The organism is Streptomyces sp. NRRL S-455 (assembly GCF_000717875.1).
In the GTDB taxonomy this organism is placed as follows: Bacteria; Actinomycetota; Actinomycetes; order Streptomycetales; family Streptomycetaceae; genus Streptomyces.
On sequence record NZ_JOCT01000008.1, the window covers coordinates 107,186 to 126,022 of the forward strand.

An 18,837-nucleotide genomic window follows, 5' to 3' on the forward strand; every position below is an offset into this window, starting at 1 on the left:
CTGAGCCCTTCCGGTGTCAGGACGGGAGGGGCCAGGCGTACGGCCCCTCCGGGTCGTCCAGCCAGGCCCACTCCCGATCGCCGCTGACCGTGATGCCGTAGCGCTCCCGCTGCGGCATGCGCTCCTGCTCCCACAGTGCGTGCGCCTCCTGCGGATCCAGGCTGCCGCGGGTCAGGGCCAGCAGGAAGCGGAACAGATCGTCCTCCCTGGCCCGGCGCGGCACTCCGCCCAGCTGGAGCGGCTCGCCCCCGGGCCTGCTCACACCGCGCAGCGGCACGAAGTAGGCGGGCGTGTGCAGGAAGCGCCCTTCGGCGTGCCCGGCGTCGCGCACCGTGAGCGCGACCAGGCCGGTGGCGAGCGGCATGAGGATCCGGCCGCCGGGACGGCACTGGGCGAGCCAGGCGCGCGGCACGGTGCTCAGCGCGCACGTGGCGATGATCCGGTCGAACGGCGCGCGCTCGGGCACGCCCCGGGCGCCGTCCCCCGTGACGACGACCGGGCGGTACCCGGCGGCGGCCAGGTGCCGGCGGGCCGACTCGGTGATCTCCGGATCGAGGTCGACGGTGGTGACCTTGTCGTCGCCCAGCCGGTGTGCCAGCAACGCGGCGTTGTAGCCCGTGCCGGCGCCGATCTCCAGGACCGTGTTCCCGTCCTCGACGCGCAGCGCGGCCAGCATGTCCGCCATCAGGGAGGGCTGGCTGCTGGACGACAGCAGCTCGCCGTCGCGCAGCCGGGTCGCCAACGGGGTGTCCTCGTATGCGCCCCGTATCCACCGCTCACGCGCCCGCGGGTCGGGGCTCTCGCCCCACCGGCGTTCGTAACCGCCCGCGACGCCGACGTAGTAGTACGGCACGAAGAGGTGGCGCGGTACCGCCGCGAACGCCTCCCGCCACACCGGGTCGGTGACCCAGGCCCCGCTCGCGTCGATCCGGCGCACCAGTCCCGCCCGCGCGGAGGCGGCGAGACCGTCCGATTCCCTGTCGGGAGCATGACCGCCCATACCACCACAGTAAGGGCAACCGGTGCTGGTCCTAGGCCTTGAGTCCTATGTCCCCGCGTCTGAGAGCATGGAGGGCGTGAATGAGATCCGGCGTGGCACGCTTCAGGAGCAGACCTTCTACGAGCAGGTCGGCGGGGAGGAGACCTTCCGTCGGCTCGTCCACCGTTTCTACGAGGGAGTCGCCGAGGACCCGCTGCTGCGGCCGATGTACCCGGAGGAGGACCTGGGCCCGGCCGAGGAGCGCCTCACGCTGTTCCTCATCCAGTACTGGGGCGGGCCCACGACGTACAGCGACAACCGCGGCCACCCGCGCCTGCGGATGCGGCACGCGCCCTTCACGGTCGACCGGGCGGCGCACGACGCCTGGCTGAAGCACATGCGGGTCGCCGTCGAGGAGCTCGGGCTGTCCGAGGAGCACGAGCGCACCCTGTGGAACTACCTGACGTACGCGGCGGCCTCGATGGTGAACACCCCGGGCTGACGTCGTCCGACGGGGCGCCGGTCAGCGGACGCTGACGTCCAGCGCCCCGAGCCCCGCCCGGCGTACGGCGACCGACCCGTACGGTGTGCGCAGCCTGAGCCACGCGCCCGAGGAGAACAGCGCCGGCGGCACCTCGGGCCGCAGGAAGCCCAGGGACTGCGCCGCGTGCACGGCGCGTACCGGGAGCGGGGTGTCGCCGACCGTGCGGGACCAGATGTCCCGGCCGATCCGGTCCAGCTCCGCCCTGGTACGCCGCTCGTCCGGCAAGTCCCGCGTACGGGAACGGAACTCGGCGACCGCGGCGGCCACGAGCGACCGGAGCGCGTCGGGCGCCGGCAGCCCCGGCTCGGGCCGCCAGCCACCGCGCGGCGGCAGCACACCCGCCCACGGCGGCCCGGTCACGGCCTGCGGAACGACGGCCGTGCCCGCCTTCTCGTCCACGGACTCCAGGAACTCACCGGCGGACACGGTCATGTCCAGTGTGACGTCAAGGCCCCTCTCGTACGGCTTCGCCAGCCGCACCGCGCGCACGGCCAGCACCTCGAAGGACGGCGGCCGCCCGAAGACGGCCAGTGCGGTGCCGGCGGCCTGGAGGCGCACCGCGGCCCCGCGGTCGTAGTGGAGCAGCCGGGAGAGGAAGGCCGCGAGATCCGCCGCCTCCCCCTCGTCGGCGAGGTGGAGCACCGTCATGCGGCGACGGCCTCCTCCTCGTCGTCGTCCGTGTACTCCTGGAGGAACTCCCGTTCCTCCGCGGTGATCCGGCGCGGGCGCTGTGCCTCGAAGTCGAACGGGACTATCACCGTCGAGGCCCGCACGTAGACCAGGTCGTCGTCCTTCACCTCGTACGTGAGGGTGAAGGACGCCGCCCTGATCTCGGTGACCCACAGCTCGATGTCCACCGGGGTGTGCCGGTGGACCAGCTGCCGCTTGTAGTCGATCTCATGGCGTGCCACCACGGACCCCTGCTGGAAGTCCTTCTCCGGGCGGAACAGGAAGTCGATACGGGCCTCCTCCAGATAGCGGAGGAACACCACGTTGTTGACGTGGCCGTACGCGTCCATGTCCGCCCAGCGCAGCGGGCAGCGGTAGATGTGCCGCAAGATCAGCCCCGGGTCAGCTTCTTGTAGGTGGCGCGGTGCGGACGGGCCGCGTCCGGGCCGAGCCGCTCGACCTTGTTCTTCTCGTACGACTCGAAGTTGCCCTCGAACCAGAACCACTTGGACTCGCCCTCGTAGGCGAGGATGTGCGTGGCCACGCGGTCCAGGAACCACCGGTCGTGGGAGACCACCACGGCGCAGCCGGGGAACTCCAGCAGCGCGTTCTCCAGGCTGGAGAGGGTCTCGACGTCGAGGTCGTTGGTGGGCTCGTCGAGGAGCAGCAGGTTGCCGCCCTGCTTGAGGGTGAGCGCGAGGTTCAGGCGGTTGCGCTCACCACCGGAGAGCACGCCGGCCGGCTTCTGCTGGTCCGGGCCCTTGAACCCGAACGCGGAGACGTAGGCACGGCTCGGCATCTCGACCTGGCCCACGTTGATGTAGTCCAGCTCGTCGGAGACAACGGCCCAGAGCGTCTTCTTCGGGTCGATGTTCTCGCGGCTCTGGTCGACGTAGGAGATCTTGACGGTGTCGCCGACCTTGATGGCGCCGGAGTCCGGCTCCTCGATGCCCTGGATCATCTTGAACAGGGTGGTCTTGCCGGCACCGTTCGGGCCGATGATGCCGACGATGCCGTTGCGCGGCAGCGTGAAGCTGAGGTCGTCGATGAGCAGCTTCTCGCCGAAGCCCTTGGTGAGGTTGCTGACCTCGACGACGACATTGCCCAGACGCGGGCCCGGCGGGATCTGGATCTCCTCGAAGTCCAGTTTCCGCATCTTGTCGGCCTCGGCGGCCATCTCCTCGTACCGGGCCAGACGCGCCTTGGACTTGGCCTGCCGCCCCTTGGCGTTGGACCGCACCCACTCCAGCTCTTCCTTGAGCCGCTTCTGCCGCTTGGCGTCCTTCTGGCCCTCGACCTTGAGGCGGGCGGCCTTTGTCTCCAGGTACTTCGAGTAGTTGCCCTCGTAGGGGTAGAGGCGACCGCGGTCGACCTCGCAGATCCACTGGGCGACGTTGTCGAGGAAGTACCGGTCGTGGGTGACCGCGACGACGGTGCCCGGGTACTTGGCCAGGTGCTGCTCCAGCCAGTTCACCGACTCGGCGTCGAGGTGGTTGGTGGGCTCGTCGAGCAGCAGCAGGTCGGGCTGCTCCAGCAGTAGCTTGCACAGCGCGACGCGGCGGCGCTCACCACCGGACAGGTTGGTGACGGGCCAGTCGCCGGGCGGGCAGCCCAGGGCGTCCATGGCCTGCTCCAGCTGGGCGTCCAGGTCCCACGCGTTGGCGTGGTCGAGGTCCTCCTGGAGCTTGCCCATCTCGTCCATGAGCTCGTCGGAGTAGTCGGTCGCCATCTGCTCGGCGATCTCGTTGAACCGGTCGAGCTTGCCCTTGATCCCGGCGACACCCTCCTGGACGTTCTCCAGGACGGTCTTGTCCTCGGTCAGCGGGGGCTCCTGGAGCAGGATGCCGACCGTGTAACCGGGCGTGAGGAAGGCGTCACCGTTGGACGGCTGCTCGATGCCGGCCATGATCTTCAGGATCGTCGACTTGCCGGCGCCGTTCGGGCCGACGACGCCGATCTTCGCCCCCGGCAGGAAGCTGGTCGTCACGTCGTCGAGGATCACCTTGTCGCCGTGCGCTTTGCGCGCCTTGCGCATGGTGTAAATGAACTCAGCCAAGAGAAACCGTCCGGCAGCTTGAATCTGGCAGTGGGCAGATACACCCCATCTTGCCGTACCGCCACCCCTGGGTGGAAACGCGTCTGGCCGGGTGCGGCTGACCTGGTCTTTCTCGGATGTGGACCGTCAGCCGTCGCCGGTGCGGCGACACCCACGCGTAGAAGAACCCGGTGGCGACTGGCGATGAGCCCGATGACACGCAGGGCCGAGACGCGGTTCTCCCGCGGCCCGCTGCGCGCCCTCGCTCAGTGAGCGACGCACGAAGAGGGTGACGACGCCGAGCACCCGCCCACGGTGAACGGCACACGCCAACTCCGGCTCCCCGGCTCACCACCGGCCGCTCTGCCCGTGCCCGCACCGCCCATCGCGCGGTACCGTCCAGACATGCCGTGGTATTCCGCCGTCGCGGCCGTACTGCTCCTGGTGGGAGCGCTGGTGCTCATCGTCGCTGCCACCATCCTGCTGCTGCGTTCGGCGCGCAAGCGGCAGTTCCTGGGAACCACGCAGGAGCGGGCGACGTACGAGACGCTGCACACGGCCTCGCTGGCCGCTCCGCCGCTGCGGGCCAGTCTGGACCCGGACGGGGCGCGGCGGGCCGGACGGCATCTGCGTGCGCTGCTCGGTGTTCCCGCGCTGATGCTGGCGGACACGTCCGGCACCGTGCTGGCCTGGGACGGCTTCGCGCCCGCGGCAGGACACGATCACGAAGAGGCGGTGTCCGGGCACGCCCGGAGCGCTTTGGCCAGCGGTCGTACGGAGGTCGTGGGACCTGACGACATACCGTGTGACGACGTGGACTGTCTGCTGCGGCAGGGCGTGGTGGTGCCACTGGTCGTCGCGGGCCGCCCGGAGGGCGCCCTGGCGGTCTATGGAGCCTCCGCCACCACCGGTCTGGTCCGGGCCACGACCGAAGTCGCTCGCTGGGTGTCGACACAGCTGGAGCTGGCCGAGCTCGACCGCTCACGCACGGCGGTGGCCGAGGCGGAGACCCGCGCGCTGCGCGCCCAGATCTCGCCTCACTTCATCTACAACTCGCTGTCGGTCATCGCCTCGTTCGTCCGCACCGACCCGGAGCGGGCCAGGGAGCTGCTGCTGGAGTTCGCCGAGTTCACCCGCTACTCCTTCCGCCGGCACGGTGACTTCACGTCACTCGCCGAGGAGCTGCGCTGCGTCGACCGCTATCTGCTCCTGGAGCGCGCCCGCTTCGGCGGTCGTCTTCAGCTGTCCTTGCAAGTGGCGCCGGAGGTCCTCTCCGTGGTGGTCCCCTACCTGTGTCTGCAGCCCCTGGTCGAGAACGCGGTGCGGCACGGCCTGGAGTGCCGCGCCGGTCCGGGGCATCTGAGGATCACGGCCCAGGACGTGGGCAACGAGGCGCGCATCACCGTGGAGGACGACGGTGTGGGCATGGATCCCGAGCGGCTGGCGGACACACTCAGGGGCGAGACCAAGCCGTTCGCCGACGTGCCCTCGGGCTCCGACAGACGCCGCGAGCCGGGCATCGGACTGCGGAACGTCGATGTCCGGCTCCGGCATGTCTACGGCGACGCCTACGGGCTGGTGGTGGAGACCGCACCGGGTGCCGGAACGAAGGTGCGGGTGCGGGTGCCGAAGTTCCATCCGCACGCCGTTCAGGAGGGGCCGGACGACAGCTGACCGCAATCATGCACATCCGGCGTGTATCGGGCATCCGATCAGGGTTCCGCTCTCCGCGCGGCGCTGGTTACGCTCACAGTGTGCTCCATGTTCTCGCGGTTGACGACGAGGAGCCGGCGCTGGAGGAACTGGCCTATCTGCTCCGTCGCGACCCGCACGTGGCGGAGGTGCGAACGGCCAACGACGGCACCGAGGCGCTCCTCGACATCGATCGGACCCTGGGTGCGGGACGGCCGCTCGACGCCGTCTTCCTCGACATAGGCATGCCCGACCTGGACGGCGTGTCCATCGCCCGCCTGATCTCCCGCTTCGCCGAGCCGCCGCGGGTCGTGTTCGTGACCGCGCACGAGGACTACGCGGTGGACGCGTTCTCCTTGCACGCCGCCGACTACGTGCTCAAACCGGTCGACCCGCAACGCCTGGCCGAGGCGGTGCGCCGGGTCGCGGACGAGAAGCCGAGCGAGCCGGGGGAGTCGGGCGAGCAGGGCGAGCAGGGCGATGGCACCGCGCGGCAGGAAGCCGCGCAGGCCGCCGCGCCGCCCGCCGACGAGGTCATCTGCGTGGAACTGGGCGGAGTGACGCGCTTCCTGCGCCGCAGCGAGGTGCTCTACGCCGAGGCCCAGGGCGACTACGCGCGCCTGCACTCCTCATCGGGCACCCACCTGGTGCGGACGTCGCTCACCGCCTTGGAGGAAGGCTGGCGCGACGCGGGATTCATCCGCATTCACCGAGGCTTCCTGGTCGCCGTCGACGCGGTGAGCGAGATTCGGATCGAGGCCGGGAAGACCTGTGTGCGGCTCGGTGACCAGGTGCTGCCGGTCAGTCGACGTCACGTCCGGCAGGTCAGGGACGCCCTGGTGCGCCAGGCGCTGGCCCGCCGTCCCGAGGCGAAAGCCACCGGTCCGCCGACGCCCGCCACGGGCACGCCGACACCCACCACCGGTCCGCCGGCGCACGGCGGCGGGCTGCCCGGCACCGTCAGACCGCTCATCCAGCGTCCCTTCCACCACCGCGACGGTGTCACATGACGGCGGGGCAGGACCGCTCCCGCGGCGATCCGGGCACCGGCGAGCCACCTCCGCGCCGCGTCACGGTGGCCCACCCCAGGACCCTGGCGGCCCTCGGCAGGGGGGAGCTGGCCACCGGGCACGCGCCGGTCCACGACGATCTCGGCCGCCAGACCCCGCTGGGCGACATCTACCTCCGCTCCCTGATGCGCAGCCAGCTCCGGCTCGGACTCGCCGTCGTGGGAACCCTCGCCCTTGTCCTCGGTTCCCTTCCCTACCTCTTCCTCATGACGCCCGTCCTGCGGGACGGGAGCCTGGCCGGAATCCCCGTGACGTGGCTGGTCATCGGCGTGGCCGTGTACCCGGTGATCCTCACGCTCGCCCTGGTCTGTGTCCGCCAGGCCCGCAGGAACGAGCGTGACTTCGTCGACCTGATCGACCGCTCATGAGGGGCCCGGCCCCGTGAACAGCGTGCAGGCCATCGCGGCCGTCGCTCTGGTGTCCGTCGCCACGGCCCTGTTCAGCGTGTACGGACTGCGCCCGGGACGGGCCACATCCGACTTCTACGTCGCCTCGCGGGCCGTCTCGCCCTTCCGTAACGCCTCGGCGATCGGTGGCGAGTACCTCTCCGCCGCCTCCTTCCTCGGCGTCGCCGGGCTGGTGCTGGCCTACGGCGCGGACATGCTGTGGTTCGGCGTCGGGTACACCGCCGGATATCTGGTGCTCCTGGCCTTCGTCGCCGCCCCGCTGCGCCGTTCCGGCGCCTACACCGTCCCCGACTTCGCCGAGGCGCGTCTGGAGTCCGTTCGGGTGCGCCGCCTGACGGCGCTGCTGGTGGTGCTCACCGGGTGGCTTTACATGCTGCCGCAACTGCAGGGAGCCGGACTGACACTGCGTACCGTCACCTCCGCCCCGCTGTGGGTGGGTCCGGTGGTCGTGACCACCGTGGTGATGATCACCGTCGCGTCGGGCGGGATGCGCAGCGTCACCTTCGTGCAGGCCTTCCAGTACTGGCTCAAGCTCACCGCGCTCGCCATCCCCGTGATCTTCCTGCTGCTGGCCTGGCGTGCCGACGGAGCCCCGTGGCCGAGTGCCGACACTCCGCCGCGGTTCCGGGAGACGACGACCGTGTCCGTGCAGCAGGCCGTGCGCGTGGAGGTGGACGAACCCGTGACCGTGACGGTGAGCGGCAGCCTCGAAGGGCGTCAACTCGACGACACGACGGTACGGCTCGCCGAAGGGGAGCACCGGATCGGCGAAGAGACGGAGGTGGAGTTCCCCGCCGGAGCCGACGTCCCGCACACCGTGGGGCAGGAGCCGCTGGAGGGCAATGACTGGTCCCAGCCGCTGTCGGCGATCAGCCATCCCGTGTACGGGACGTATTCGCTGCTGCTCGCCACCTTGCTGGGCACCATGGGGCTGCCCCATGTGATCGTGCGCTTCTACACCAATCCCGACGGGGCGGCCGCCCGCCGCACCACGTGGGTCGTCCTGTGGCTGCTCGGCGCCTTCTATGTGATGCCCCCGGTCTACGGGGCACTGGGCCGCCTGTACACCCCTGAGCTGCTCATGACCGGCCGCACCGACGCGTCCGTGCTGCTGCTGCCCACCCAACTCGTCGGCGGGACCGTCGGCACGTTGCTGGGCACGCTGGTCACCGCGGGCGCGTTCGCGGCGTTTCTGTCGACGGCCTCCGGCCTGACCGTCTCGGTCGCCGGTGTCCTCGGTCAGGAGCTGGACCATGTGCGGGCACACATCAGAGCCCGGCTTGCGCGTCGGCGCACGCTGGTCGCCGGACCGCGCCGGGGGAACGCGAGGGGCACGCTCCGGGCGGAGGGCCGCGGGGACATTCTGCGCCTGCGGCTCGCCGGAGTGGCTGCCGCGGGTGTGCCGTGCCTGCTCTCGCTGGCCGTGGTCCACCGTCCGGTGGCGGATGTGGTCGTGCTGGCGTTCGCGGTGGCCGCCTCGTCGTTCTGGCCGCTGCTGTTGCTCGGCATCTGGTGGCGTGGCCTGACTCCGCAGGGTGCGGTGGCGGGGCTGCTGGTCGGTGGGGGCGCCACGATCGGTGCGGTGGCCCTCACCATCGTCGGCCACCCGTTCGGCGGCTGGCCGGGGGCCCTGCTGAGCCGCCCTGCGGCCTGGAGTGTGCCGCTCGCCTTCGCGGTGATGATCGGGACCTCCCTGCTGACCCGGCGCAGCATCCCTCGCGGCACCGCCCGTATCCTCGTCCGCCTCCACGCGCCCGAGGGGCTGGTGCTGCCCCGCCGGGACTCGGCGGCCCGTGACCGCGGACGCTGGAAGTGAGGCCGTGACGATCCACCGGTCCCCGACCAGCGTGTCCGCTAGGCGGCGCCGGTTTCGGGCTCGTGCTCGGGAGCGTCGACGGCCAGTGTGGCCCAGACGAGCTTTCCGCCGTGGCCGGTGGCGGTGCCCCAGCGGCTGGCCAGGCACTGGAGGATGTACAGGCCGCGGCCGTGTTCGTCCGAGGACGCGGGGGACGCCACCTCGGGCATCGCCTCGGCCGGGCACTCGTCGGTGACGGTGATCAGCAACTGCGGGTCCGTGGCGGTACCGCACTTGGCGAGGTGCACCATGATCGTTTCGGCGAGGCCGTAGAGCACGGCGTTGGTCACCAGCTCGGAGGTGATCAGAGTGGCGTCGTCCACCAGGTGGTCCAGGTCCCAGCACCGTAGATGGGCCGCGACCTGCCGACGGGCAGTAGAGATGTGTTCCGGATCGGCGGCCAGGGCGAGACCGACGCGGGTGGGGACCGACTGTTTGCCCCAGGCAGCGGCGGCCGGCGCGGACGGCCAGGACACCGGTTCGGCTGCGATGGTGGTGGACATGACGGGGTCCTTCCCTGCAGCGGCGGTCGGCCTAGGAGTTTCTGCGCCAACTGTTTTCGAGATGGAGGTCTGCTCAGTTCGGTTCGTGCTTTGTGTCTACACCGATCGCGGCGGCCTGTGTCCCCCTCCGGAACCCCGGGCATGCCGAACGGACACCTCCATGCGACGAACGGACCGGCACGTGCGCCGAACGGTAGCCGTGGACGACGAACGACGTGTCTCGTGGTCGGCCCGGCGCGTTGTGCTCGGGCCGACACGTGCCCTATCGCCCATGCCACAGCGTCGGCGGCCGACCTCGGGCGCCCTCACACGGCCCAGGGGCGGGCCGGCGATGATCATTCGGTGGCACCGGTCGAGGGTTTGCTCCGCTCCTACTCCTCAGCGCAGGACTGACCGCCTCGCTGCGCCTCGCCCATACCGCACTCCTGGCCGATCCTGATCGTCACCCAGTCGGCGTCAGCCCGACTCTCAGAGTGGATCTTCCGCCTGCCTCAGTGTCCAGCTGCGCTGTTCGCCCACCACTCTGCATCGGTGGGACGTTCCTCGTTCACTCCCGCCCGAAGCAACGTGTCGAACACATATCCCGCGAGCAGCGTGGCATCCTCAACGGCGTCCGGCCCTACCTCACCAGCGACGTCCTGGACCTGGAGGCCGCTCGGCTCGTAGCCGGTGCCGCCGGAGTCGAAGACCCGACCGCCGTAGCGGCACTGGCGCTTTCAGGTCGTCAGCTCCCGCCGTGGCCTGACACCGTGTCGGGGCTCGCCCGACTCGCCGAACGGTTCCCGCTGATCGGCCTCTCCAACGCTGGCCGGATGGCGCTCCTCGGGCTCAACGCCCACGCCGGACCGCGCTGGCACCAGGCGTTGTCCGCCGAAGAAGCACGGACTTACAAGCCGTCGCTGCCCACGCCTGGGATCTGCGCGGAGCGCAGGGCATCGGCATGCGCACCGCCTATGTCGCTCGCCCCGTTGGCGACCCTCCCGCATCCTCGGACCGGTTCGATCCGCACGCCGACGACCTGGATGACTTGGCCGAACAACTCGACGTCGTCCAGCGCCGTGACCGTGAAGGGTGGTTCCCGGACGGTGACGGGGGCGGGGGGAGTTGACGGCACGCAGCACCCTCGCCGTCTTGGTGCCGGGCGGGGCGGTGGAGTCGCAGCAGGCAGTCCGCGCGGCAGCAGGTCCGGGCAGCAAGCGGTGACCGCGAAGTCAAGTGGCCTCGCGGCGCCGGGTTGGTCGGGCTGCGAGGGGGCCGCCCCGCACGGTACTGCCGTACGGGGCGCTCCCGGCGAGCCGGTCAGAGCGGGCAGGTGTCCATCCAGCGGGTGACCAGGGACGTGTCGTTCTTGTCGGCCTCACGTGCGGGGCCGCACAGGAACGGGGTGAAGCGGGTGTCGGCTCGCAGCCAGTAGCTGAGGAACGACACGATCCACTTGCCCTGCTTGGCCTTGTTGCCGGAGCCCGTCATCGGGCACAGGTGGTCGCCCGGAACCTCGATGTAGAGCTTCTCGGCCTGCGCCATGGAGTTGTACCAGGGCACGGCGTAGCTGTTGCCGTGGGCGACGGGGTCGCTCTGGCAGGTCAGGAAGAACGTGGGGTCGGTGACCCCGGAGAAGTCCACGCTCGGGTAGTACGGGGCGGTGGGCACGCCCGCCCGGAATCGGGAGTCGTCCCGGAGGGCCGCCATGACACCACCGCCGCCCATCGAGTGCCCGACCGCGCCCAGCGTGCCGTTGACCTTCCCCGAGACCGGGTTGCCGGGGGCGTTGCCCAGAGCGAGCAACTGGGTGCCGGCGGCCGTGATCTGGCGTCCGCGTGAGGCGGGATCGTCGGTGAGCGTGGTGGTTCCGACGTTGAGGACGACGAAGCCCCAGGAAGCGAGACGGGGGGCGAGCCACTGGAGGTTCTGCTGGGTGCCCTGGTATCCCGGCATCAGGACGACACCCGGGTACGGGCCGCCGGCCGTCGGGTAGGTGACCGTGCCGGAGCCGTATCCGCTCGGGTCGGGGACGGTGTAGGTGGCGGTGGTCAGCGGCCCGGCCGCGGCCTCGAGGGAAGCCGTCGACGGGTCGGGGATCCCATCGCCCGGAGGGGTGCCGCGGGAGCCGTACACCTGGAACTCCCACAGCGAGTAGCCGAAGGCGGTGCCGCGCTGGGTGCCGTGGACGCGGACGTACCGGCCGTTGCCGTTCACGTCGAGGGTCTGCACGCCGCCGGTGCCGGCCGTGGCCGAGTGGATGGTGGTCCAGGCCGTGCCGTCGTCGGAGGTCTGGATCTGGAAGGCGCGGGCGTACGCGGCCTCCCAGCGCAGCACGACCCGGCTGATGGTGGCGGTGGTGCCCAGGTCGACCGTCAGCCACTGCGGATCGCGGAACGTGCTCGACCAGCGGGTTCCGGTGTCGCCGTCCACGGCCGCCGACGCGGGCGTGGACGCTTTCTCGGTGGACGAGGCGGTCGCCGGCCGGCCTTGGGACAGTAAGTCGGCGGCGGCCGCGGGTGGGGCGGCGACGGTCAGCAGGGTCAGTGCCAGGCCGATGGTGGTCGTCAGGGCGATCAGCGCCGTCACGGCACGGGGCCGGGTCCGTGGCGGCGCGGTCGTGCCGGTCGGGGGGCGGGATGGACGCATTGCTTTACCTCCGGGTAGCGGTGAGAGCGCGGTGACCGGACAGCGAGGTACGCCCGTAGGTGAGGGCGGCAGGGCTAGCGGGACTGGGCGAAGAGCCAGTCGATGACCACGTCGTTCTCGTAGGTCTGGGCCCAGGAGAGGTGTGGGTTCACCGGTGTCGTTCCGGGCGTGTAGCTCGTGAACAGGATGTGGCTGCGCGTGGCCCGGGCCTGCTTCAGCAGGGCCCGGGCCCGGGCCTCGAACTGTGCCTTCGGCAGGTCGTTGGCCCATTCCCCCCGGCTGACCCGTGCGCCGGCGGCTTCCAGCGCGTTCATCAGGGTCCAGGTGCCGGGCTTGCCGAACCGGCCCTCCCGGTAGGGGACGATCGGGTCGTCGACGGAGTGGTCGGCCCAGATCGGGATGTGCGTGATCTTTTCCATCGCGGCCGGGTCGCCCCAGCCTGCCGTGGGCAGGGCGGCCGCGAACTGGGCGGGCCGCTTCGCCAGCAGGCTGTAGATGCCGCGTCCGCCGGAGGACAGTCCGACGAGGTAGAGCCGGTCCGTGTCCACGTTCCGGGTGTGCTCGCGTACGAAGGTGTCGATGAGTTCGATCAGCGCGCCCTGGACCCTGGCGTCGGTCCAGTCCGTGCCGTCGGGTCCGTCCATGGGACGGGGCAGGGGGATCTGCGGGGCGAGGACGAACGCGGGGTCGCGGCGCTGTCGTTCCGGCTTGGCGAAGGTGACAGCGATCCGGTTGGAGGTGAGCTGGGTCATGTTGTTGTCCGCGACCTCGCCACCGCCGTGCAGGGTGACGACGAGCGGGTATCGCGTGCGGGTCCGCGGGTTCCGTACGAAGCCCGCGGGCCGGTAGAGCCGGAAGTTCAGAGCGAAGCCCGTGGAGTCGGTGAAGGAACCGGCGGTGAAGTCGTCGGCCACGGGGGTGATGACGTCGTCGTTCCGGCTCGCGAACGGGCCGGCCACGAGCACCGGTTCACCGTTCGGGGCGTGCACGTCCGCGAGCTGTGTGACGGAGTAGGCGCGGTCGAGCGGAAGGGGGTCGGTGCCGGCGGCCCGCGCGTTGGAGTCGTTCGGGTCGAGTTCGATGATCAGCCGGTCTCCGGGCCGTCCGGGGCGAGAGCGGTCGTCCACTTCGGCCGTGGTGCTGGAGTACACCCGGGTCACCGTTCGAGCCGCTGTCTGCCCGCCCACGGTGGCCTTCACCTGGAAGGCGGAGGGCGGGACCACTCCGCCGGGTAAGTCGATGCGGTGTGCGTACTGGAGGGCCACGGCTGTCACCAGCCAGTTGTTCCTCGGTGTGACCCGGGTGACCAGGTCCGTTCGCAGGACCGGGTTGCGTGCGAAGGCCGCTCGGCGTCCTTCGGATGTGCCTGCCGTGGTGCCGGCGGCAGCGGCGGGTGCCGTGGTCAGAGCCGGCGCCGCGAGCGCACCCGCGGTGACGGTGAGCGCCGTGCGTCTGCTGATCGCTTTCATCGGTATTCCTCCGTGGATACCCCCGCCTTCAGGCGGAGGGAGGGACGGACCCCTGCGGAGCATGGCGGTGCTCGCGTCCTCGGGGACGGCCTCGGCGGCGGGCGGGAGCTGGGCGGGTGCGGGCCGAGGTGTTACGCGAGAGTTTCGGAGCATCGGCGGATCGGCGTCCAGCGGCAAACCGAGATCTGTCCATGCGATAAGCGCATCAATGCCGGCGGGTGCGCCACAGAGGGTGTGGGGAGGGCGAGTACGCATGGGAAAGGGCGGCACCCGGCAGACCGGATGCCGCCCTCCGCAGGGCCGTTACTTCGTGGTGCTCGTCGGCTACTTCGTGGTGCTCGTCGGCGCGGGCGGAGCGAGCGGGGACGCGGCCGCCGACTGCGGTGACGTCGCGTTCGCGTACGCCGACGGGGGCGCCATCCCCGCCGTCGGGTCGGCGGGCTGCTCCTCGACCGGGGCCGTGGCGCCGCCCACGATCCGGATGTCCGCCGCGTCGAACGCCCGCTTGATGCGCCAGCGCAGCTCGCGCTCGACGGTCAGGGACTTGCCGGGCATCGTCTTGGCCGAGACGCGCACGACCATGGAGTCCAGCAGCACGCTGTCCAGGCCGAGGACCTCGATCGGGCCCCACAGCAGCTCGTTCCAGGGCTCCTCGGCGCTCATCTTCCCGGCGACCTCGTCGAGCGTGGCCTTCACCCTGTCCAGGTCCTCGCCGGAGTGGACCGTGACGTCGACGTTGGCGGTGGCCCAGCCCTGGGAGAGGTTGCCGATGCGTTTGACCTCGCCATTGCGGACGTACCAGATCTCGCCGTTGTCGCCGCGCAGCTTGGTCACGCGCAGGCCGACCTCGATCACCTCGCCGGAGGCGACGCCCGCGTCGATCGTGTCGCCGACGCCGTACTGGTCCTCCAGGATCATGAAAACGCCGGAGAGGAAGTCCGTGACCAGGTTGCGGGCGCCGAAACCGATCGCCACACCGGCGACACCGGCCGAGGCGAGCAACGGGGCCAGATTGATCTGGAAGGTGCCCAGGATCATCAGCGCGGCCGTGCCCATGATCAGGAACGACGCCACCGAGCGCAGCACCGAGCCGATGGCCTGCGAGCGCTGACGACGGCGTTCGTAGTTGACCAGCAGCCCCCCGAGCGCGCTGCCGTCCGCGGACTGGACGTTCCGGTTCATGCGGTCTATCAGCTTGGTGATCGCACGCCGGACGACGACCCTCAGTACGGCCGCTATCACCACGATGAGCAGGACCCGCAGGCCGATCGCGAGCCATGTCGACCAGTTCTGCTCGACCCAGCCGGCGGCGTTCGTCGCCTTCTCCTGGGCGTCCTGGAGCGAGGGGACTCTCGGGGTCTGTGTGTCCGAGGGAGTCGGCGACGGCGACGGCGACGGACCGGCGGCGAGCAGGACGGCGTCCGCAGGGGACATGGACACGGCGGGTACCTCCAGGTGCAGCGGTCTGCCCCGGTGCGGTGGCCCTGCGGGGGTCAAGGTCACGGATGGGTCACCGAAGGGGCAGAACCACCACACTAACGGGGCATTGTGTGTGCTCTTGCCGGATGTGTGAAGGAGAGACCATGCTCACCTGGGCTTGAACCGGCCACCATCCGGGGGATGAATCGGATGTGGTCGAAAACACTCCCAGCCCGTTACGGGGACATGGTGGCGCTTCCACCAGGCATGAGGGGAGACTGGCTACGAATCGTCCCGGCGCGAGCCACGCGCCGCCGGCGTCCAAGGAGGCATCCGTGCCGCATGTCCTGGTCCTCAACGCGTCGTACGAGCCGCTAGGTGTCGTACCGCTCCGCCGCGCGCTCGTCCTCGTCCTCGAGAACAAGGCCGTATGCCTCGAGGAGTCCGGCGCCTATCTGCACAGCGCGACCGTCACAGTCCCCGCACCCAGCGTGGTCCGGCTCAAGCGATTCGTCCGGGTTCCCTATCGGGGGCCCGTTCCTCTGACCCGCCGGGCGCTGTTCGCCCGCGACGGGGGCCGGTGCATGTACTGCGGTGGCGTCGCAACCAGCGTCGACCACGTCATCCCGCGCAGCCGCGGGGGCAAGCACGTCTGGGACAACGTGGTGGCGTCCTGCCGCCGCTGCAACCATGTGAAGGCCGACCGGCACCTCGTCGAGATCGGCTGGCGGCTGCGCCACAAACCCGCTCCGCCCACCGGTCTGGCCTGGCGCATCATCGGGACCGGCCATAGGGATCCGCGCTGGCTGCCGTACTTGCAGCCGTACGGCGCGGATGACGCCTTGGCCCGGATCGACGGCATTTCCGCCTGACGAGGATCCGGGCCTTCGCATTGCCGCGTGCGCGGCCGGCCGACCGGCCCGGGAAACCCCCGTTCCCCCCGGGCCGGCCCGTCATCGACAGGGCACTTACGCGTACCGCAGCTCGCCCGGGCGTACCGAGCGGCGCAGCAGGGGCAGTGAGGTGGCGGCGGCCAGCAGGCAGGCGGCGTAGACGGCGACGGGCGCCAGGGCGATCGCCCAGGGCACCGGCCGGTCGTAGAGCAGGGCGTACCCGGTGCCTATGGTCATCCCGCCCAGGCCCGAGAGCAGCACGGCGGGGGCGAGTGGCAGCGCGGTCTCCAGCAACAGGGCCCGGCCGAGCACCGTGCGCGGCCCCCCGGCGGCGGTCTGCGCGGCCAGGCCCCGGCGGCGGGTGGCCAGGGACTCGGCGGTGCCGACTGCGAGGCTTGACAGGGTGATCGCGAAGGCGACGACGATGGCGGCGCCGGTGAGGTCGAGGCCGGTGGTGTAGTAGGACGCGGGCTCGGCGAGGTGCCGCGTGCTGTGCAGCACGTCGCTCAGCACCTGCCGGATGCCCAGGAAGCTGGTGCCCACGACTGTCACCAGCAGCACCGCCGCATGCGTGCGGGCGGCCGACCAAGGGTCGTCGCGCAGCCGTTCCGCCGCGATCAGCGTCGCCGCCGACCGGGCCCGGACCGCGAGGATGCGCCCGGTCGCCTTCGCGGTGGCCCCGGAGAGCCACACCGCGCCCGCGCCGACCGCGAGGACCACGCCCATCATCGTCAGCGGCACCCTGCCGTTCGGCCGGTTGGGGGCGGCCGTGGACGTGGTGACCACGGTCAGCAGCGCCAGTATTGCGACGAGCAGCACCCCGGCCAGGAACAGCAGCCCGGGCCCTCGTCCGCCCCGTGCCCCGACCCGGCGCACCCAGCCGAGCGGGGAGGTCACGACCCGGCGCAGCGCCAGGGCGCCCGCCGCCGCGCCCAGCACCGGTACGGCGAAGGCGGCCAGGGCGATCCCCACCCAGGCCAGGGCGGTCGGCCGGTCCCACTGCCGCAGCAGGAGCAGCACCGAGAGGACGGTGGCGACCGCCGAGCCCAGCAGACAGGCCAGCCCGGTCTCCAGCGCCGCGATGCGACGCACCTGCCAGGGCGTTGCCCCGGCCAGCCGCAGCCCGGCCAGCCGCCGGTCCCGGTGCACAGCACCGATCCGGGTGCACTGGCCGAGGAACCCCAGCACGGGCACGAGCAGGAGCAGCAGGCCGACGATCACGCCGGACCGCGTGCCGGGCTCGTCCAGCAGGCCCGCGGCGACGGGCACCTGGTGGCCACCCCGCAGGGAGGCCAGGGCGACGGCTGCCAGCGCGAACCCCGTCGCCAGTGCGGCGCCCGTCGCCGTCAGCGTGATCCGCCACCACTCCCCGCGATCGGAGCCACGGGTGAGTTCCCAGGCGAGGCGCAGATCGGAACGCAGGGAGCTCATGCCGTCACCCCCAGCGGCGCCACGGCACCGTCCCGGAGCTGGACCTCGCGGTCCGCGTACGCCGCCACCTGGGCGTCGTGGGTGATCAGCAGGACCGCGGTGCCCGTCTCGCGGGCCGTGTGGACCAGGGCCGTCATGACCTGCTCCCCGGACAGTGAGTCCAGCGCCCCCGTCGGCTCGTCCGCGAAGACCACCCTCGGTCCGGTGGCCAGGGCCCGGGCCAGCGCGGCCCGCTGGGCCTGGCCGCCGCTCATCTCGCCCGGCCGCAGATCCTGCTGCCCGCGCACGCCGAACCGCTCCAGCCACTCGGCGGCCCGGGCCCGGGCCGCGGTGCGGTCGGTGCCGGCCAGCAGCAGCGGCAGGGCGACGTTGTCCAGGGCCGTCAGCTCGGGGATGAGCTGCCCGAACTGGAACACCACACCGAACTCGGTACGCCGCAGCTCGCTCAGTCGCTTCTCGGGCAGGTCCGTGAGGCGCCGCCCGTCGTACGTCACCGAACCCTCGTCCGGACGGACGATCCCGGCCAGACAGTGCAGCAGCGTCGACTTGCCGCTGCCGCTCGCGCCGGTCACCGCGAGGATCTCGCCCGCGTGCAGCTCGACGGAGGCGCCGCGCAGTGCGGGCGTCCTGCCGTGCGCCTTGGTGAGGCCGCTCGCCGAGAGAAGGGGCACGGGTTTGCTCATACTGCGTCGACCTCCGCGGTCAGTGTGGTCAGCCGGGCCGCTGTGGTGTTCATCCAGCGGAGGTCGGCGTCGAGGTGGTTGAGGGCGTAGTCCGCCGAGAGCACGGTCGCCAGGTCCGCGCCCTTGGCGGCCTTGACCGCCGTGAGCTCCCGCATCCGCTCCATGTGGGCGGCACGCTGGGCGCTCAGATACGCGGCCGGGTCGCCGTCCGAGAGGATCGCGACCACGACCTTGGCGAAGATCTCGTTCGCCACGAAGGGCGCGGGCGGCGCGATCTCGGCGGTCCACCGGGACAGTTCGTGCGTTCCGTCGCCGGTCGCGCGGTACATCGTCCGCTCCGGGCCGCCGTCCGAGTCGGTGCCCTCGACCTCGGCGAGGCCGTCCCGGACCAGGCGCTGGAGTGTCGTGTAGACCTGCCCGTAGGCCAGGGGCCGGGCCTGGGGGAAGCGTTCGTCGTGGCGTCGCTTGAGGTCGTAGCCATGGCTCGGCCCCGAGGCGAGCAGGCCCAGCAGAATGTGGCGGGTGCTCATGGCGTTCATTATGCACTGAGTACATGTACT

At 71.2% G+C, this 18,837-nt stretch carries 17 protein-coding genes and 1 pseudogene; 7 read left to right on the top strand and 11 right to left on the bottom strand.

Annotated features, from left to right (window positions below; genetic code table 11):
• Nucleotides 1–16: 16 nt before the first annotated feature.
• Entirely contained in the window at nucleotides 17–1,000 is a 984-nt protein-coding gene (locus tag IE97_RS0112820; RefSeq protein WP_030237071.1) for a methyltransferase domain-containing protein, read from the bottom strand.
• A 67-nt stretch (nucleotides 1,001–1,067) separates the two neighbouring features.
• On the opposite strand from IE97_RS0112820, the gene IE97_RS0112825 reads away from it, so the two are divergent.
• A complete protein-coding gene (locus IE97_RS0112825) occupies nucleotides 1,068–1,481 on the top strand; it encodes a globin (protein WP_030237074.1) in 414 nt (137 codons plus the stop codon).
• Nucleotides 1,482–1,502: 21 nt separating this feature from the next.
• On the opposite strand, the gene IE97_RS0112830 is transcribed toward IE97_RS0112825, so the two are convergent.
• Genes IE97_RS0112830 through ettA form a run of 3 tightly spaced genes read right to left on the bottom strand, consistent with a single transcriptional unit; the run spans nucleotide 1,503 to nucleotide 4,248 of the window.
• Nucleotides 1,503–2,171 (bottom strand): hypothetical protein, encoded by a 669-nt coding sequence (locus IE97_RS0112830; RefSeq protein WP_030237076.1) that lies wholly within the window; start codon nucleotides 2,169–2,171, stop codon nucleotides 1,503–1,505.
• The gene (locus IE97_RS0112835) at nucleotides 2,168–2,581 is read right to left on the bottom strand and encodes an acyl-CoA thioesterase (RefSeq protein WP_030237079.1); all 414 of its coding nucleotides are present in this window, start codon (nucleotides 2,579–2,581) and stop codon (nucleotides 2,168–2,170) included. Before IE97_RS0112835 ends, IE97_RS0112830 begins: the two co-directional genes overlap by 4 nt.
• A 2-nt stretch (nucleotides 2,582–2,583) precedes the next feature.
• The gene (ettA, locus tag IE97_RS0112840) at nucleotides 2,584–4,248 is read right to left on the bottom strand and encodes an energy-dependent translational throttle protein EttA (protein WP_030237088.1); all 1,665 of its coding nucleotides are present in this window, start codon (nucleotides 4,246–4,248) and stop codon (nucleotides 2,584–2,586) included.
• Between the two features lie 384 nt (nucleotides 4,249–4,632).
• Between ettA and IE97_RS0112845 the strand changes: the two genes are divergently transcribed.
• The 4 genes from IE97_RS0112845 (at nucleotide 4,633) to IE97_RS0112860 (ending at nucleotide 9,212) form a co-directional block, all read left to right on the top strand.
• Nucleotides 4,633–5,901, top strand: coding sequence for a sensor histidine kinase (locus IE97_RS0112845; protein WP_030237090.1), 1,269 nt, complete (start codon nucleotides 4,633–4,635; stop codon nucleotides 5,899–5,901).
• Nucleotides 5,902–5,981: 80 nt separating this feature from the next.
• The gene (locus tag IE97_RS0112850; RefSeq protein WP_078603205.1) at nucleotides 5,982–6,929 is read left to right on the top strand and encodes a LytR/AlgR family response regulator transcription factor; all 948 of its coding nucleotides are present in this window, start codon (nucleotides 5,982–5,984) and stop codon (nucleotides 6,927–6,929) included.
• Complete coding sequence (locus tag IE97_RS38435) at nucleotides 6,926–7,357, top strand: hypothetical protein (RefSeq protein ID WP_051704939.1); 432 nt, start codon at nucleotides 6,926–6,928, stop codon at nucleotides 7,355–7,357. Before IE97_RS0112850 ends, IE97_RS38435 begins: the two co-directional genes overlap by 4 nt.
• Before the next feature lie 13 nt (nucleotides 7,358–7,370).
• Nucleotides 7,371–9,212 (top strand): cation acetate symporter, encoded by a 1,842-nt coding sequence (locus tag IE97_RS0112860; protein WP_030237104.1) that lies wholly within the window; start codon nucleotides 7,371–7,373, stop codon nucleotides 9,210–9,212.
• Between the two features lie 38 nt (nucleotides 9,213–9,250).
• Here the strand turns inward: IE97_RS0112860 and IE97_RS0112865 are convergent, their stop codons facing one another.
• Complete coding sequence (locus IE97_RS0112865) at nucleotides 9,251–9,754, bottom strand: ATP-binding protein (protein WP_051704940.1); 504 nt, start codon at nucleotides 9,752–9,754, stop codon at nucleotides 9,251–9,253.
• A gap of 473 nt (nucleotides 9,755–10,227) precedes the next feature.
• Here IE97_RS0112865 and IE97_RS42890 point away from each other — a divergent pair.
• Nucleotides 10,228–10,862: pseudogene (locus tag IE97_RS42890) on the top strand (haloacid dehalogenase type II).
• 191 nt (nucleotides 10,863–11,053) lie between these two features.
• On the opposite strand, the gene IE97_RS43610 reads toward IE97_RS42890, so the two are convergent.
• From IE97_RS43610 to IE97_RS0112885, 3 genes are all read right to left on the bottom strand, one after another.
• Complete coding sequence (locus IE97_RS43610) at nucleotides 11,054–12,382, bottom strand: discoidin domain-containing protein (RefSeq protein WP_420706079.1); 1,329 nt, start codon at nucleotides 12,380–12,382, stop codon at nucleotides 11,054–11,056.
• A gap of 74 nt (nucleotides 12,383–12,456) precedes the next feature.
• Nucleotides 12,457–13,851 (bottom strand): prolyl oligopeptidase family serine peptidase, encoded by a 1,395-nt coding sequence (locus IE97_RS0112880; RefSeq protein ID WP_030237116.1) that lies wholly within the window; start codon nucleotides 13,849–13,851, stop codon nucleotides 12,457–12,459.
• A gap of 324 nt (nucleotides 13,852–14,175) precedes the next feature.
• Nucleotides 14,176–15,285 carry a mechanosensitive ion channel family protein gene (locus IE97_RS0112885; protein WP_030237118.1) on the bottom strand — a complete coding sequence of 370 codons (1,110 nt, stop codon included), beginning with the start codon at nucleotides 15,283–15,285 and terminating at the stop codon, nucleotides 14,176–14,178.
• 320 nt (nucleotides 15,286–15,605) lie between these two features.
• Between IE97_RS0112885 and IE97_RS0112890 the strand changes: the two genes are divergently transcribed.
• The gene (locus IE97_RS0112890; RefSeq protein WP_030237121.1) at nucleotides 15,606–16,142 is read left to right on the top strand and encodes an HNH endonuclease; all 537 of its coding nucleotides are present in this window, start codon (nucleotides 15,606–15,608) and stop codon (nucleotides 16,140–16,142) included.
• 96 nt (nucleotides 16,143–16,238) lie between these two features.
• On the opposite strand, the gene IE97_RS0112895 is transcribed toward IE97_RS0112890, so the two are convergent.
• From IE97_RS0112895 to IE97_RS0112905, 3 genes are read right to left on the bottom strand one after another with little or no spacing between them, the layout of a single operon-like run.
• Entirely contained in the window at nucleotides 16,239–17,594 is a 1,356-nt protein-coding gene (locus tag IE97_RS0112895) for an FtsX-like permease family protein (protein ID WP_030237125.1), read from the bottom strand.
• A complete protein-coding gene (locus IE97_RS0112900) occupies nucleotides 17,591–18,277 on the bottom strand; it encodes an ABC transporter ATP-binding protein (RefSeq protein ID WP_030237130.1) in 687 nt (228 codons plus the stop codon). Before IE97_RS0112900 ends, IE97_RS0112895 begins: the two co-directional genes overlap by 4 nt.
• Entirely contained in the window at nucleotides 18,274–18,807 is a 534-nt protein-coding gene (locus IE97_RS0112905) for a PadR family transcriptional regulator (protein WP_030237133.1), read from the bottom strand. The genes IE97_RS0112900 and IE97_RS0112905 overlap by 4 nt, the downstream gene beginning before the upstream one ends.
• Nucleotides 18,808–18,837 lie beyond the last annotated feature (30 nt).